Origin of the sequence: Pseudomonas marginalis, from assembly GCF_001645105.1 — a bacterium.
GTDB classification, from domain to species: Bacteria; Pseudomonadota; Gammaproteobacteria; order Pseudomonadales; family Pseudomonadaceae; genus Aquipseudomonas; species Aquipseudomonas petroselini.
Genome location: NZ_LKEG01000052.1, coordinates 1 through 15,128 on the forward strand (window position 1 = coordinate 1; position 15,128 = coordinate 15,128).

At 60.2% G+C, this 15,128-nt stretch carries 13 protein-coding genes; 6 read left to right on the forward strand and 7 right to left on the reverse strand.

What is annotated here, in order from left to right; translation table 11 throughout:
• The first annotated feature begins 184 nt into the window (after positions 1-184).
• Genes AO064_RS22075 through AO064_RS22085 form a run of 3 tightly spaced genes read left to right on the forward strand, consistent with a single transcriptional unit; the run spans position 185 to position 3,750 of the window.
• Positions 185-844: a paraquat-inducible protein A gene (locus tag AO064_RS22075; protein ID WP_012722055.1), complete on the forward strand. Its 660-nt coding sequence runs from the start codon at positions 185-187 to the stop codon at positions 842-844.
• A complete protein-coding gene (locus AO064_RS22080) occupies positions 831-1,454 on the forward strand; it encodes a paraquat-inducible protein A (protein WP_012722056.1) in 624 nt (207 codons plus the stop codon). The genes AO064_RS22075 and AO064_RS22080 overlap by 14 nt, the downstream gene beginning before the upstream one ends.
• Positions 1,447-3,750 (forward strand): PqiB family protein, encoded by a 2,304-nt coding sequence (locus AO064_RS22085; protein ID WP_064054667.1) that lies wholly within the window; start codon positions 1,447-1,449, stop codon positions 3,748-3,750. Before AO064_RS22080 ends, AO064_RS22085 begins: the two co-directional genes overlap by 8 nt.
• 173 nt (positions 3,751-3,923) lie before the next feature.
• On the opposite strand, the gene mksF is transcribed toward AO064_RS22085, so the two are convergent.
• From mksF to mksB, 3 genes are read right to left on the reverse strand one after another with little or no spacing between them, the layout of a single operon-like run.
• A complete protein-coding gene (mksF, locus tag AO064_RS22090; protein WP_064054668.1) occupies positions 3,924-6,764 on the reverse strand; it encodes an Mks condensin complex protein MksF in 2,841 nt (946 codons plus the stop codon).
• Positions 6,761-7,468, reverse strand: coding sequence for an Mks condensin complex protein MksE (mksE, locus tag AO064_RS22095; protein ID WP_012722059.1), 708 nt, complete (start codon positions 7,466-7,468; stop codon positions 6,761-6,763). The genes mksF and mksE overlap by 4 nt, the downstream gene beginning before the upstream one ends.
• Positions 7,458-8,735, reverse strand: a complete 1,278-nt coding sequence (mksB, locus tag AO064_RS22100; protein ID WP_012722060.1) for an Mks condensin complex protein MksB — start codon at positions 8,733-8,735, stop codon at positions 7,458-7,460. Before mksB ends, mksE begins: the two co-directional genes overlap by 11 nt.
• A 187-nt stretch (positions 8,736-8,922) precedes the next feature.
• On the opposite strand from mksB, the gene AO064_RS22105 reads away from it, so the two are divergent.
• On the forward strand, positions 8,923-9,669 hold the full coding sequence (locus tag AO064_RS22105; protein ID WP_064054669.1) for a hypothetical protein: 747 nt from the start codon (positions 8,923-8,925) through the stop codon (positions 9,667-9,669).
• A complete protein-coding gene (gene rimI / locus AO064_RS22110; protein WP_003188286.1) occupies positions 9,662-10,114 on the forward strand; it encodes a ribosomal protein S18-alanine N-acetyltransferase in 453 nt (150 codons plus the stop codon). Before AO064_RS22105 ends, rimI begins: the two co-directional genes overlap by 8 nt.
• 121 nt (positions 10,115-10,235) lie before the next feature.
• Here the strand turns inward: rimI and AO064_RS22115 are convergent, their stop codons facing one another.
• Positions 10,236-10,640, reverse strand: coding sequence for a hypothetical protein (locus AO064_RS22115; protein ID WP_043204736.1), 405 nt, complete (start codon positions 10,638-10,640; stop codon positions 10,236-10,238).
• 139 nt (positions 10,641-10,779) lie between these two features.
• Between AO064_RS22115 and can the strand changes: the two genes are divergently transcribed.
• Positions 10,780-11,424, forward strand: coding sequence for a carbonate dehydratase (gene can, locus AO064_RS22120; RefSeq protein ID WP_003188288.1), 645 nt, complete (start codon positions 10,780-10,782; stop codon positions 11,422-11,424).
• On the opposite strand, the gene AO064_RS22125 is transcribed toward can, so the two are convergent.
• The 3 genes from AO064_RS22125 to AO064_RS22135 form a co-directional block, all read right to left on the reverse strand.
• The gene (locus AO064_RS22125; RefSeq protein ID WP_064054670.1) at positions 11,421-11,942 is read right to left on the reverse strand and encodes an SET domain-containing protein; all 522 of its coding nucleotides are present in this window, start codon (positions 11,940-11,942) and stop codon (positions 11,421-11,423) included. The genes can and AO064_RS22125 overlap by 4 nt on opposite strands.
• Before the next feature lie 146 nt (positions 11,943-12,088).
• Positions 12,089-13,258 carry a hypothetical protein gene (locus AO064_RS22130; RefSeq protein ID WP_046034148.1) on the reverse strand — a complete coding sequence of 390 codons (1,170 nt, stop codon included), beginning with the start codon at positions 13,256-13,258 and terminating at the stop codon, positions 12,089-12,091.
• A 122-nt stretch (positions 13,259-13,380) separates the two neighbouring features.
• Positions 13,381-15,081 carry an acid phosphatase gene (locus tag AO064_RS22135; protein ID WP_064054671.1) on the reverse strand — a complete coding sequence of 567 codons (1,701 nt, stop codon included), beginning with the start codon at positions 15,079-15,081 and terminating at the stop codon, positions 13,381-13,383.
• Between the last annotated feature and the right edge of the window lie 47 nt (positions 15,082-15,128).

Consider the following 15,128-nt stretch of genomic DNA (forward strand, 5'->3'; position numbering starts at 1 on the left):
TGTGAGAGTAGGTCATCGTCAAGATTAAATTCCGAAACCCCATTTGCGAAAGCAGATGGGGTTTTGTTTTGGGCGGTCGAAAACCCAAAACCGGCACTTGATCCCCTGACAAATTTGCACAGTTATTTCTGAACTAGACCACTAGAATAGGCACCTAACCTTTTTTAGAGTCCGAGCCCTATCTATGCCCGATCCGGTTGATGCCCTTGAGGTGTCGGATTTACCACTGGACGACCTGGTGGCATGCCACGAGTGCGACTTGCTGATGCGCAAGCCAGTGCTCGCCCTCGGCGAAAAAGCCCAATGCCCCCGTTGCGGTTACGAGCTGTATGCTCACCGCCACAATGTCGTTGAACGTAGCCTTGCCCTGGTACTTGCGGCACTGTTGCTGTACATCCCCGCGAACTTTTTACCCATCATGCAGCTCAATCTACTCGGGCAGTCCTCTGAAGACACCGTCTGGAGCGGCGTTGTTGGCCTTTTCGATACAGGCATGCAAGGCGTGGCTGTGGTGGTGTTCCTATGCAGCATGGGCATTCCTTTGCTCAAGCTGCTCTGCCAGTTGGCAGTGTTGCTCAGCATCCGTTGGAATATCGGCCGCAGCTATGGACTGCTGCTGTACCGCATCTACCATCACATGAAGGATTGGGGGATGTTGGAGGTTTATTTGATGGGCGTGCTGGTGGCGATCGTAAAACTTGCCGACATGGCCTCCATCACAGTCGGACTGGGCCTGGTCTGTTTTGTCAGCCTACTAATGGTTCAGGTGTTGCTTGAGGTGGTGATGTCGCCCCACCAGATCTGGCAAGCGCTCTCAGGAGAGGACGATCATGCGGGCGATTGATGCAGGCATTCTGATTTGTACCGAATGTCATGAATTGAACAAACAAGACGCTGATTCGGATGAGCAGATCTGTACGCGTTGCGGTGCGCTGATCCATGCCCGCCGTCCCAACAGCCTCACACGCACCTGGGCGTTGCTGGTCACGGCAGCGATTTTGTATATCCCGGCTAACCTGCTGCCCATCATGACCATCAATTCCTTGGGCCAAGGTGATCCCAGTACCATCATGGCCGGTGTGATCCAACTGGTGCAGCACGGTATGTTCCCGATTGCGGCAGTCGTATTCATCGCCAGCATCCTGGTACCGACGTTCAAGCTGGTAGGCATAGGTTTGCTACTGTTCTCGGTGCAGCGTCGCCAACCGCTGTCCGCGCAACAACGCATTGTGATGTACCGCTTTATCGAATTCATCGGTCGCTGGTCCATGCTGGATATCTTCGTGATTGCCATCTTGGTGGCCGTTGTAAATTTTGGACGACTTGCCAGTGTCGAGGCCAATCTCGGTGCTGCAGCGTTCGCCAGTGTGGTGATCTTGACGATGCTTGCCGCAGTAACTTTTGATCCCCGACTGATTTGGGATAACACGGAGTCGGACGACGACCATGAGTGATTTGCCTAAAGCTAAAACCCGCCCGGCCTCCAATTGGTCGGCCATTTGGGTGCTGCCCCTGATTGCCCTGATCATTGGTGGCTGGTTGGGATGGCGTGCCTATTCCCAGCAGGGCATCGATATCCAAGTGCGCTTTGAAAGCGGCGAAGGTATCCAAGTCAACAAAACCGAAGTGGTCTACAAAGGTATGCCGGTGGGCAAGGTCAAGGCCCTGGCCCTGGACGACGAAGGTAATAATCGAGGGGTGATTGCCACCATCGAGATGAACAAGGACGTCGAGCAATACCTCAAGACCAATACCCGCTTCTGGTTGGTCAAACCCAGCGTCAGCCTTGCCGGCATCACCGGCCTGGAAACCCTGGTATCGGGTAACTACATCGCCGCCAGTCCAGGCGACGGTGAGCCCTCGCGCAAATTCAAGGCGCTCTCTGAAGAGCCACCCTTGTCCGACGCCAAGCCCGGTCTTCACCTGACCGTCAAGGCCGACCGTCTTGGCTCCCTCAACCGTGGCAGCCCGGTGTTCTATAAGCAGATACAGGTTGGGCAAGTCAAAAGCTACCTGCTTTCCGAGGACCAGAGCACCGTCGAAATCAAGGTCTATATCGAACCGACCTACGCCAGCCTCGTGCGCAAACACACCCGTTTCTGGAACGCCAGTGGCATCAGCATCGACGCCAACTTGTCCGGGTTGAAGGTGCGCAGCGAATCGCTCTCCAGCATCGTTGCCGGTGGCATCGCTTTCGCCACGCCAGAGAATCGCAAGGACAGCCCGCCGACCGACCCAAGCCTGCCTTTCCGGCTCTACGAAGATTTCGACGCCGCCGCCGCCGGGATCAAGGTGAAGGTCCAGCTGGCAGATTTCGAAGGTTTGCAGGCCGGGCGTACTCCGGTCATGTACAAGGGCATCCAAGTTGGCAGCCTGAAGACCCTGAAAATCAACCCGGATCTTTCCAGTGCCAATGCCGAACTGACACTCGACCCCTTGGCCGAGGATTACCTGGTTCAGGACACCCAGTTCTGGGTAGTCAAACCCTCTATCTCCCTGGCCGGCATCACTGGCCTTGAAGCCTTGGTCAAAGGTAACTACATCGCCATTCGCCCAGGTGACAAAGGCACGCCACCACAACGCGAGTACATCGCCCGCGCCAAAGCGCCACCGTTGGACCTGCGTTCACCGGGCCTGCACATGGTGCTGTTTACCGATAACCTCGGCTCCCTGGATGTCGGCAGCCCGGTTCTCTACAAACAGGTCAAGGTCGGCTCGGTGCAGAGCTACCAATTCTCGCGCAAGAACAAACAGTTGGTGATCGGCGTTCACATCGAGAAGGAATACGAAAATCTGGTCAACGGCTCGACGCGCTTCTGGAATGCCAGCGGTGTCACCCTGACCGGTGGGCTCACCGGTGGCATTCAGGTGAAAAGTGAATCCCTGGCCAGCTTGATGGCTGGCGGTATCGCGTTTGAAACCCCGCAACCGAACGTACCGCTGAAAAAACGCATTCCGCGTTTCCGTCTGTTTGCCGACCGAGAGGCCGCCAACCAACATGGCACTCTGGTCACTATCAAAGTCGACCGCGCCGATGGCATGCGCCCTGGCACCCCGGTGCGCTTCAAGGGGCTGGACGTGGGCAAGATCGAAAGTGTCGACCTCAGTGCGGATATGCAGTCGGTAGTGCTCAGTGCACGTATCACCCAAGTAGCGGACCGCATTGCGCGCGTCGGCAGCCAGTTCTGGGTAGTCAAGCCTGAGCTGGGCCTGATGAAAACCTCCAACCTCGAAACCCTGGTCACCGGGCAATACATCGAAGTGCAGCCGGCTGCGAAAAACGCCGGCCCGCAAAAGAGCTTTGTCGCGCTGGACCAGCCTCCTGAAGCCGCCCATCAAGAGGCTGGCCTGAGCCTGACACTCAGCGCCGCACGCCTTGGTTCGCTCAAGGAAGGCGTACCGGTCACCTATCGCGAAGTTACCGTCGGCAAAGTAACAGGTTACGAGTTGGGCCAAACGGCGGACCGTGTACTCATCCATGTCCTGATCGAGCCCAAGTACGCACCCTTGGTACGCAGTGGCAGCCGCTTCTGGAACACCAGCGGCTTCGGCCTCGACTTCGGCTTGTTCAAAGGCGCCACCGTACGCACCGAATCGCTGGAAACCCTGGTTGCCGGCGGCATCGCCTTCGCCACCCCAGACGGCGAGCGCATGGGCAACGCCGCTCGGCCGCAGCAAACCTTCCCGTTGTTCGACAAGTTCGAAGATGAATGGCTCACTTGGGCGCCTAAGATTCCACTCGGTAAATAGACCGAGTCGCGGCCATCGCGGGCAAGCCCGGCTCCCACATTCGACTGCGTTCCTACAGGATAAACGCAGTTAACTGTGGGAGCGGGCTTGCCCGCGAAGACGCTGGCACAAACAACACAAAAAAAGGCCCTTGGATTCTCATCCAGGGGCCTTTTGCATTTCAGCTCAGAAAGTCAGACTTCATCCAACTCCGGCTCATCCGCCTGCACATTCACCGTCGCCTTCACCGCATCATGACGACGGATATACTTCCAATCCGCCTCATCGATATAGATCCCGTTTGGCCCGCTACCGCCCTCCAGGTCGATCGCCACCTGGGCGGACACCTGCGGCTTCACACTGGCCAGGATCGGCACAAAGCCCAGCTGCAAGCTGGTTTCCAGCAACGCCGCCTGGTTCTTCTCATCGATATCCGCCGCCTCGTCGAGGTAGTACGGCAAGCGCACACGCCCGGCCTGGTCGCGGTCCATCAAGTGCAGCAACAAGTACATGTTGGTCAGCGCCTTGATGGTCATGGTGGTGCCGTTGGACGCCGCGCCATCAATGTCGGTATGGATCACGGGTTGGCCATGCACCTTGGTGATCTCGAAGGCCAGCTCGAACAGGTCCTTGAGGCCCAGCTGGTTATGGTTGGCAGCCACCAGGCGCGCGAGGTATTCCTTGGCTTCTTCGTTCTTGTTGTCCTGCTCGGCGCTCTGGCTGAGGTCGAACACCGACAGGGTCTCGCCCTCTTCGTATTGACCGGCACTGTGGATAATCTGGTCGATATGCTTGAGCGCTTCCTTGTTCGGTGCCAACACGATGCGGAAGCTCTGCAGGTTGGAGACCTGACGCTTGTTGATCTCGCGGTTGAACAACGCCAACTGGTGCTCAAGGCTGTCGTAGTCGCTGCGGATATTGCGCAGGGTACGCGCAATGTCAGTGACCGCCGCGCGACGTGCCTTGCCCAACGTCAACGCTTCATCGGTGCGGTGCGCATACGCATTGATCAGCAGTTGCAGGCGACGCTCGACATCATCTTCACTGTCGAACTTGGCCACGCCCTTGAGGCGCACCTGCGCATACAACGCCTCGATCTGGCCATCGGCGCGCAGCAACCCTTGCCAGCTGTCCTGATAGTCGTTGAGCAGCGGCAGCAGGTTGTCCATGGAGTCGTCGACCGGGTCCATGAACGGTGTGCCGAACGGCAAATCCGCCGGCAACAGCTGGCGACGGCGCAATGCGTCATCCAGCGTACGTTGTTTGGCTTCCATATCGCCGATCTGGCGGCCTACCAGTTGCAGCTTGGCCGACAGTTGCTGGACGCGCTCGGTGAACGCATCGCTGGAGCGTTTCAACTCATCCTGCGCCGCTTCCATCTGCGCCAGGTTTTCCAGCTTCTCGCTTTCTTCCGCGCTTAGGGTTTGTGCGCGGCGGAAGTCTTCGAGGGCCTTCTGTGCGTCAAGTACCTGCTGGTACAGCGCTTCGGTCTGGGTCTTGCTCGCGGCGCGGTCAGACGCGACAGCCTGCTGGGTTTTCAGCTGCTTGAGTTCTTTCTCCAGTCGCTCCTTCTGGTCGCGCAACGCAGCGCGATCCGCCAAAGCCTGTAAGGCCGGTGGTTCGATGTGCGAGATGTCGATGGACAGCCCCGGCACTTCAAAACGCTCGCCCTTGAAGCCATCCAGGATCTGCTCCAGGGATTTGACCCACTGGCCGTCCTCATCCAGCGTGATGCCATGCTCGCCCAACGGCAGGCTGAACAACGAGCTGTTGAACAGGCGCATCAGACGCTCGACATCCTGCTGTGAGAATTCTTCCCGCAGTTTGGCGTAGCTGTTGTTGTCGGCGTGGTCGAGCTGCTGCTTGACCGACTTCAAGCGCTTTTCCAGGTCGCGCAGACGCTCGTCCAAATCCTCGGCGCTGAACTGCCGCGACTGCGCGAGGGCGCCCGCCAATTCATCGTGAGCATCCTTGGCCGCGAGCAGCTGTTGCTCCAGTACTTTCACGTCATCCACGAGGGCAAAGCGATGCTTGAGCACCGACAGCTCGCCCAACCAACGCTGGATCCCGCTGATTTCCCGCTCCAGGCGCATCAGCTCCTGCGTGCCGCCACGTTGGTCGTTCTGCAGCGCGTCCTGCTCATTGCGGTAGTGCTCGGCCTGGATCGTCAGCTCTTCTTTGCGTGCACTGGCGTAGTCCGACCAGGTGCCCAGCAACGAATCCAGCAGTGGCGACAGGCGATGCAATTTGCCGCGCAACACGTCGCGCTGGCGAACGCCATTGGACAGCGCCTCGACCAGCGGGCCGGCCGCTACCAGCGAGTTGTAGTCCTGCTCCATACGCCGCACATCGCGGAAGGCTTCTTCGCACGCCGCGATGTAATCCACGCTGCCAGAACGCAGGCTGTGTTCAAACGCATCCAGAAACAGTTGCTTGAGCTTGGCCGCCGTGATTTCGCGCATGTGCAGCAGGTTGATAAACAGCGCGCGGAAGGTCTTCAGGCTCTGCTCGCTGGTGGATCGCAGCGGGATCAGCGTCAGGTCCAGCGGGATCGACGTATGACCACCCACCAACAACCGGCGCAGTTCATCCGGCTTGAGTTCGTAGGCTTTCAGGCCTTCGCGTTCCAGGTTGGTGAACAGCTCTTTCTGACGCAGGCAGGTGTCGTTCTTCTGGTAGTGAGCCAGGTCCAGCTTACCGGCGTAGGCAAAGAACTGGTGCCCGAAACCACCGCCAGGGCCGCGCCCGACCACGCCGATCACGTGCGGGCCGTGGGGCAGGGAGACTTCCACGAGGATGTAGCTGGTGTCTGTCGCGAAGTAGAAGCGCCGCGATTGCTCCAGGGTGTACTTGCCGAAACTCATGTCCGACATGCGCGCCAGGATCGGGAACTGCAAGGCGTTGATCGACGCGGATTTACCCAGGTTGTTCGCGCCATACACCGACAGCGGTTCTTCCAGCGGGAACAAGCCCAAGCTGTAGCCGGCAGTGTTCAATAGGGCGAAGCGGCGGATGCCGTAGCGTTCCTTGCTCATGCGTCGGTCTCCTGTTCTTCGGCAATGGCACGTGCCAGGGCGTCTTCTTCGCTTTCATCCGCGAAGTCGCTCAAGTCGAGTGGGTCATCGGTTTTCAGCAATTTCTCATCGCTGTCTTCGTCGATGATCACCGGTGCCGGCAGCGGCAACACGCTGTGCACGCTGGCTGCGAGGTCGCGGTCTTGTTGCACCGACAGGCACACATCGAGGAAGCGGTGCATGGGCGGCAGGAAGCGATAAATGCCGTTGTCTTCGCTGGCAAAACCCAGCTGGGTCATACGGCGCATGATTTTCTCTTCGAGTTCTTCCTGGGTTTGCACCTCGGCCTGGATAAACAGGTCGCGGTACTTCTCCAGCAGCGACGGCAACTCATCACGGCCCAGGCTGCCACCATCCAGCACGGCAATCGGGTCGCGGCCCTGGTCGGCCAGATGCTCGACGATGATGAAGGTGAACAACGCCAGGCGCTGGGCGGTCTTGTTCACCTGCGCACTGGCGATGGCCGAGTCCGGCACGAAGTAGTAGAAACCACGGGTATCGCACACCAGCTCAAAGCCCAGGGCCTTGAACAGCGTGCGGTACTGGTCCTGGAAGTTCGACAGTTGTGCGTACAGCTCCGGGTCGCGGCGGCTGACGTGGTAACCCTTGAACAGCTCGCGAAAGATCGGTGCCAGCTGGGACAGTTCGGATAGATCAAGATGCATAAGGCGTGCTCGCAGAATTCTCGGCGGAGTCGGTGCTGGCCGGGAGCAGGGCGAATGAGCGCAGGCTGACCTGGTGCTCGTGTGTGTGGTAATCGCGGCGTTCCAGGCGTTCGCGCTTGAAGCGTTTTTCGCGCGAGAGGCGCGAGAACCAGTACAGCAATTCGTCTGTGGCGCCGTCCGGTTCCTGCTCCAGCAGCCAGGTCATCAGGTCCGGCATCGGCAGTGCGTCTTCGCAGCGCTCGAGCATTTCCTTGACCGTGCGCGGTGCCCGCTGGGCGTCGCCCTTGTGGGATTTGTGCGCCTTGGGGAAACGCGCCGGCTTCGGCTCGAAGTTCGCCAGGGCATACACATAGGCCTCGACCTGGCTGGCACTGCCGAGGAAGGTGCTTTGCGGCCGGGTAAACATCGGCATCGCCGCCTGCGGCACCGCGTCCAGGCCTTTACGTCGGATGGCCGACAAGGCCAACGCCGCGCCACGGGTCACAGCATTATGCCGGCGCGCTTCTTCGCGCAGCGGCAGCAGCAGCTCGCGGGCATGACGCAGGGTCAGCTGGGCGCTGGTCTGCATCTCGAGGATGCGCGCGTGGGTGCGCAGCAGCATGTCGTCGTCCACCAGGTGGCCGAGGCGCTGCTGCTCGGTGAGCATGCGCAGCAGCACGTTCTCCACCTTGCGCACGCCTTGCTCGAAGGCGCCGTCGGCGTTCACCAGTTGGATCATCGGTTCGACGTATTCGTCCCAGGTCGCCAGGACTTCGGCGTAACGCTGGCGCAACGGAATCTGCCGGTCGCTGGTCTTGGCGCGGTCGGCCACGGCGGCGAGGGCCTGTTCGTCGTTGGCGAGTTTTTTCAACACGTCGCGCACGCGCATGTCGAGCAGGCGCAGCTGGCGGGCCAGGTCGTGGCCATCACGGATGTCGAAGGCGTCCTGGATATAACCGGCCAGGCGCTCGAGGTGGCGCAGGTAGGCTTCGATTTCCAGGCACAGGCCAAGCCGGTGCTCCTTGCGAAGATACGCCAGGAAGTCGTGGATCTGCGCGTTGAGCTCGAAACGGTTCGGGCTCTTGGCGACAGGCACCAGGATATCCAGGCGAATCCACACGTCCAGCAGGCTGGTGATGTCCTGGGGCGTGCTGTCCAGTTGTTGGGCCGCCAATTGCGCGCGCAGTTCGCTCAGGCTCAGGGTGCCTTGGTCGAAGTGTTCGCACAGTGGCTCAAGCAGGGCCCAGTGTTCGGCGAGGGCGCGCAAGACGCGCTTGGGTTCGATCATCGGAATGGCCGGCTGGTTGGCGATTAAAAGTCGCGATTGTACTGCATCGGGCGCGGGATTTATCCACAGCCGGTCAGTGTGCAGTGGGCGATTGTTGCCGAACAGCGGTAGAATCCCCGCTCTTTAGTTATCCACAAGTGGCCGAGCTGTGCTTATCGAGTCCCGACGTCGCGCTTACTTGACCGCCATGCAGGTGGTCAACTGGCTGCCCCGCACCGAACTGCCGTTTGCCGCGCCGTCGCGGCCCGAGCTGTTGCAGGCGCCTGAGCCCTATGAGGCGTTCGAGTCATCGGGGGAGGAGGCGGCCGCACCGGTGGCGGTGGTCAAACCCACTCCGGAATCGCGCCCGGCGGTCGAACGGGCGAAGATCGACGTGCCGCGCCCTTCGCCGGTGGTCAAGGCGGCCAAGGTGGTCGAGGAGGCCGCCCCGGTGGTCAAGGCCCCTGTGGTGCCGCCGCCGCGTTTCGCCCTGCAATTGCTGCGGGCCGGGCGCTGCCTGCTGCTGGTGGAGTTGCCGACCGGTGAACGCTTCCAGACCCGCGACCCCGCCTACATGCTGCTTAAGGACATGCTGCGCGCTGCCGGCCTGCCCGACAGCCCGCAAATCGTCGGCGACCCGGTACGTTGGCCGCTGCTGGTGCGTGGCACCATGGACCAGGGCCCGGAAGCCGCGCGGGACTTTGTGCAAGGCTTTGTCTCGGCACGCCTGGAAGACGAACCCTGCGTGTGCCTGTGGCTGATCGGCCTGCCCGCCGTGCGCTTTGCCGGTGAAGCCAATGCCGAAGCCTGGTACCGCGAGCTGCAGGTCGACAGCCTGGGCACGGTGTGGGCCCTGCCGGGCCTGGAATTATTAATGGAAGAGCCACAGCGTAAGGCTGATGTCTGGCAAGCCATGCGCCGGCTGATGGCGCGCTGGAAAACAACCGATGAGTGAGGCTTTATCCTTCCGCCCGATGACCGAGGCTGACCTCGACGCCGTGCTGAAAATCGAATACGCGGCGTTCAGCCACCCCTGGACCCGTGGGATCTTTCTCGACGGGCTGGGCAAGTACCAGATCTGGCTGATGTTCGAAGGTGAGCAGCAGGTGGGCCACGGCGTGGTGCAGATCATCCTGGATGAAGCGCATTTGCTGAACATTACCGTGAAGCCAGAAAACCAGGGCCGTGGCCTCGGCCTGGCACTGCTGGAGCACCTGATGTCCCGCGCGTATGCCGCCAATGCGCGGGAATGCTTCCTGGAAGTGCGCGACAGCAATACCGGCGCGTTTCGCCTGTATGAGCGCTATGGCTTCAATGAAATCGGCCGTCGGCGTGACTACTACCCCGCCGTGGGTGGCCGCGAAGATGCGGTCGTGATGGCCTGCACCTTGGTCGACTAAGTCACAAAAACTACTGTGGGAGGGGGCTTGCTCCCGATGGCAGGCTGTCAGTCAATGCAGGTGTCGACTGATCCACCGCTATCGGGAGCAAGTCCCCTCCCACATTTGGATCGACGGTATGTCAGCGGTTGCCGTCGACGGGGTCAATATCCGCCAGCTCCGCCTCATCCAACCCATTACCGCCGCCAATCTCATCCTCATCCACGATGCTCAAATCCCAGTCGGCCGGTTGACTTTCGCCGGCTTCCTGGGCATCCCGCGCACCATCTTCATGGATCAGCGTTTCGGGGCTCATGTCATCGTCGGTCGATTCATGATCATCCGTCGAAGCGCCGGTCATCCCGGCCTCTCGCACCCGTTCGTCGGGCATCAAGTGCTCGCGCTCGCGGCGCGGGATCTCATCGCCAATCTCCGCGGTCGGTTGCTTATCGTCAAAATCCAGCTCGCGCATCGAACCCATGCGATCTTCGTTGTCATCAATGGGTTCGGGCTGGGTAGCGCCGTAGGGACGTCGTGATTCAGTCATGGCCAATCCTCATACTGTGGGGCTTATAGTGTGTGGACAGGCTCGGCTCCCCAAAGATTCAAGCTAATTTGCGTGCGGCGTGACCTGGACGAGGGGTTGTCAGTCACAAAACTGCGCATCATTCCTGAGGCTTTCCCTGATGAACGAACTACAAGACCTGCTTGATAACAACGAACGCTGGGCGGATGCGATCAAACAGGAAGATCCCGAATTCTTCGCCAAGCTCGCCCGCCAGCAAACCCCGGAATACCTGTGGATTGGCTGTTCCGATGCCCGCGTGCCGGCCAACGAAATCGTCGGCATGCTGCCGGGTGATCTGTTCGTGCACCGTAACGTTGCGAACGTGGTGCTGCACACCGACCTCAACTGCCTGTCGGTGATCCAGTACGCGGTGGACGTGCTCAAGGTCAAACACATCCTCGTCACCGGCCACTACGGCTGCGGCGGCGTACGCGCCTCGATGCAAGACCGCCAGTTCGGCCTGATCGACGGCTGGCTGCGCACCATTCGTGACCTTTACTACGAAAACCGCGACGTGTTGGCCCAATTGCCTACCGAAGAAGAGCGCGTAGACCGCATGTGCGAGCTGAATGTGATCCAGCAAGTGGCTAACGTCGGCCACACCAGCATTGTGCAAAACGCCTGGCATCGCGGGCAGAGCCTGTCGATTCATGGCTGCATCTACGGCATCAAGGATGGCCGTTGGAAGAGCTTGAACACCACCATCAGTGGTTTCGAGCAGTTGCCGCCGCAGTATCGCCTGCGTCCGCTGGGCGAAGCCTAAGGGCGTTTGCGCTCGCGCCACCGGGTCATGAACGCTTGTCCCTCGGCGTTCAATGGCTCATCGCGACCGGTGACCCAGCCTCGGCAGTTCAGCTCGCGGCATTGGCAAGCGAACTGCCGGAACAGCACGTCTTCGGTGCTGGCGTAATCCATGGTCAGGAGGTCGCCGGCGAGGATCTCATGCAGGGTCCAGACCTCCAGGTAATGCAGGTCGAGAAACACGTTCGGTTCGCAGGAATGAGAGAGCAGGCCAGTGAACCAACAGTCATAGAGGTGCAGGCGGGATGACAACTGCAAAGTATGCAGGCGTCGCTCACTGAGGGCATAGCCGGAGATCTTGGCGATGCAGACGCGACTATCAAAGGCGACTTGCGCTTTGATACCGGCGCCCATGCCATCGACTGCGTGCACCACTTCGAAGTGTTTCGTCGAAGGGTAGCCCTTTCCCAGTGTGGAGTTGAAGGGGTAAAGGCACTCACTTGCAGTGGTTTTAGCCTTTTCCATGGCTTGAGTTTTCATAACTCTCCTGGTTCAGGCTGCATCGACCTGCGGGTGGTGGCTGACTACCAGTCTTGCAGCGGATGGGTGCGGCTCAAGACTCGCTCAACATGGATCCGATTTCTACTGTCAATGTTGACAGTAGAAATCGGTTATTTGTGTACCGGCTACAGTGCCGGGGCTGCGATGGCCGGAGCAGGGGCGGCGCTTTTCAGCTGCTTCAACTGGGCTTTTATGGCCGGGGTGGCACATTTCGCGTTGGCTTCTTCCGGGGACAGGTTGCGCACCGAGGTATAAAACAACTCACAGGTTTGCTCCTTGCGCGTGACTTGCCAGGTATTTATGCACGCCTTGAGCAGCACGTTCGCATCACTCGCCGGTTTTTGGCCCATCCCGGCCTGCCAGCATGCGGCGCTCAGATCCTGGCCCATCACCTTCAAACCGGCTTCGTCGGCCTTCTGCTCGTTGCCGTCGTAGGTGTCGGGGCTGGCTGCATACCAGATGTAACTCGGGTGGTTGGCACCCAACACCGAGACGGTTTTGCCGGCGGCCGGGCTGATCTGCGCCAGGCCCAGCACTGCCACGCTCTGCCCGTATTGTTGTTTGATCCAGCTGCGCACCGGCGCGCCGAACGCCACCATCGGCAAAGCGCCTTTGGCGGGCAGGCTCAGTTCTTGAACCATGCGCGTCTGGTAATCGGTGAAGTAGCTGTAGACGTTTTCCAAGTCCTTGCCCGCATTGGAAGGCGCGGCGATGGGCGCGATATCGATGATGGTCTGGTACGCCGGGGTTTCGGTCGCCGGGATGCCATTATCCGTGAGCAGGGTGGCCCAGCGGTCGGTGGTGGCCGATTCGAGGTAATCCTGGGCTTGAGTCAGCGAGTAGTCCGGCGGGAAATGCAGCAGCTCGATGCTTTTACGGTTTTCCAAGGCCATGCCCAGCGGCAGGAACAAATACCAGTTGTAGGCCCACTTGCCGTCGCTGTTGAGGTTGCTGGCACCTTGATAGGCCAGGTCTGCGGTATTGAGCAACGTGGTCAGGGGCTGGCCATAACTGTCCGGCACACCGCTGAAGGTCGCCGATACCTGCCCGTCATGGGTCTTGACGCTGACTTTCGCCCGGCTGTAGCCATCCCGTTGCAGGCTCTGGTTCAGATAGTGCTCGGCAGTCTGTTCCAGCGTCCATGGCCGAAAGCAGATCACATTGCAGTTGTTGGGGAAGGCAAACAGTTGGGTTACGCGCTGAGTGCTGCCCAGCGGTACCTCGATATCGGCCTGTACGACCGCACTCGCCATCAGTGCGGCCAGGGTGAAGGACAACCTGGTCGGTTTAAACATTGTTGTTTCCTTGTCAGCGAAAGCCCGTCTGCGCGGGGTGAAAGCCCACCTCCACACAGTAGCGGCTGACCAGGGAAACCGCGTGCTAAATCAGCCGCTGTGTCGCTATTGGATAAGAAAACCTACAGGTTGAACTGTAAGGCGTTGCTTAAGTCCCCCATCGGTTTCTGGCCGCGGGCGATCATTGCGTCATCACGTTGCTTAAGGCCGTCCAGGGTCTCCAGCTGAAACACCCGGGTGATCAGTCGCAGAATCGACGCCGTGTCGTACACCGTATGGTCCACCGTGCCTTTGCGCGCGAACGGTGACACCACGATCGCTGGCACCCGCGTACCCGGCCCCCAGCGGTCGCCCTTGGGCGGCGCGACGTGGTCCCACCAGCCGCCGTTTTCATCGACGGTCACCACCACCACCATGTTTTTCCACTGCGGGCTCTCTTGCAGCACTTTCAAGGCGCGCGCGATATGACGGTCGCCCGAGGCTACGTCGGCATAGCCCGCGTGCATGTTCAAGTTGCCTTGGGGTTTGTAGAAGGTCACGGCGGGCAGTTTGCCGGCCTCGGCATCGGCAAAGAACCGGTTGGTGTTCGATTCATCCCCCAAACCGCCATCGCGCAGGCGTTTGTCACGCTCGGCGCGGTTTTCCGGGCCCTGCTGCTTGAAGTAGTTGAACGGCTGATGGTGGTACTGGAAGTTCGGAATCTTCGGGATGCCGCCCGAATCCTTGAACTGGTCCAGGGTCGCTTGCCACGCACCGGCGTACCAGGCCCAATCGACATTCTTTTTCGACAGTTTGTCACCGATGTGTTCGTGGGTTTGCGGCACCAGCACGTTAGGCAGGTCGGCCTTTGCGTAATCCGGGTTTTCCGGGTCGCGGATCCAGGTCGGCCAATAGGGCGGGGCCAGGGTATTCACACCGTACCCATCCGGGGTCAGGGCGCTGGGGCCGAACTGCGGCGGACCGGTCATAGCGCTGGCCGGGGACTTGTCCAGCGGCTTGAGACGCGGGTCGGTGGGGTCATCGCTCTGCAGCGTGGCGATCTGCGCCTTGGCTACCGATTGCGCGGCATTCGGGTAAAACGGCGCGGTGGCGCTGATCAGGTATTGATGGTTGAGGAACGAGCCACCAAACGCGCCCTGGAAGAAGTTATCGCAGAGTACAAACTCCTTGGCCACGTCCCACAGGCGCAGGGAATAACGGCTCTGGGCGTAATGGCCCATCACCAGGCCGCCTGAGTCTGCCCAGGCGACAAAACCGTCGTTCTTGCCGCCGTTGATCTGCATCTGGTTCTGATAGAACACGTGCCACAGGTCACGCGTGACCAGGCTCAAAGGCAGGTCTTCGGCATTCGGGCCCTTGAGGGCAAATGGCGCGTTGGGCAGGTGTTCCTGGAACTGCACTTCGCTGGGGTAGGTCACCCCGTCCACCGTTTGCGGGCCGACCTGCAACACGCCGCCCCAGGCCGGAGGCAGGGTGGTCAGCATGCTGCCGTCGCGGTCGCGTTGCTGTGTGTCGGCAGCGGAAAGCGCCGACAGTGGTTTCTCCACACCGGGGAAATCTGCAAACAGGTTGTTGAAACTGCGGTTCTCGGCATAGATCACCACCACGGTTTTCACCTGATCGTGCAACGCCTTGTCCAGCTCTTTTGGCGTGAGCGGTCGCGCCACCGGTTTACCCGGTGCCTCGCTGGTATTGCCGCAGGCACTCAAGGTCGCGCCGACCCCCAACACCGCCGCGCCCCCGAGGAAACGCCGACGGCTGGTGTCCACCGACGGTTGCGTTACGGAATCGGGGGAAAGGCGGTCTTCGTGATCGTCACTCATTGCGCGGGAGTCCTGGCGAGATGTTGCAAGATATTTCGCTGGACGGT

Coding starts and splice junctions, on each gene's coding strand:
- AO064_RS22075 (WP_012722055.1), top strand. CDS start 185: ATGCCCGATCCGGTTGATGCCCTTGAGGTGTCGGATTTACCACTGGAC.
- AO064_RS22080 (WP_012722056.1), top strand. CDS start 831: ATGCGGGCGATTGATGCAGGCATTCTGATTTGTACCGAATGTCATGAA.
- AO064_RS22085 (WP_064054667.1), top strand. CDS start 1,447: ATGAGTGATTTGCCTAAAGCTAAAACCCGCCCGGCCTCCAATTGGTCG.
- mksF (WP_064054668.1), bottom strand. CDS start 6,764: ATGAGCAAGGAACGCTACGGCATCCGCCGCTTCGCCCTATTGAACACT.
- mksE (WP_012722059.1), bottom strand. CDS start 7,468: ATGCATCTTGATCTATCCGAACTGTCCCAGCTGGCACCGATCTTTCGC.
- mksB (WP_012722060.1), bottom strand. CDS start 8,735: ATGATCGAACCCAAGCGCGTCTTGCGCGCCCTCGCCGAACACTGGGCC.
- AO064_RS22105 (WP_064054669.1), top strand. CDS start 8,923: ATGCAGGTGGTCAACTGGCTGCCCCGCACCGAACTGCCGTTTGCCGCG.
- rimI (WP_003188286.1), top strand. CDS start 9,662: ATGAGTGAGGCTTTATCCTTCCGCCCGATGACCGAGGCTGACCTCGAC.
- AO064_RS22115 (WP_043204736.1), bottom strand. CDS start 10,640: ATGACTGAATCACGACGTCCCTACGGCGCTACCCAGCCCGAACCCATT.
- can (WP_003188288.1), top strand. CDS start 10,780: ATGAACGAACTACAAGACCTGCTTGATAACAACGAACGCTGGGCGGAT.
- AO064_RS22125 (WP_064054670.1), bottom strand. CDS start 11,942: ATGAAAACTCAAGCCATGGAAAAGGCTAAAACCACTGCAAGTGAGTGC.
- AO064_RS22130 (WP_046034148.1), bottom strand. CDS start 13,258: ATGTTTAAACCGACCAGGTTGTCCTTCACCCTGGCCGCACTGATGGCG.
- AO064_RS22135 (WP_064054671.1), bottom strand. CDS start 15,081: ATGAGTGACGATCACGAAGACCGCCTTTCCCCCGATTCCGTAACGCAA.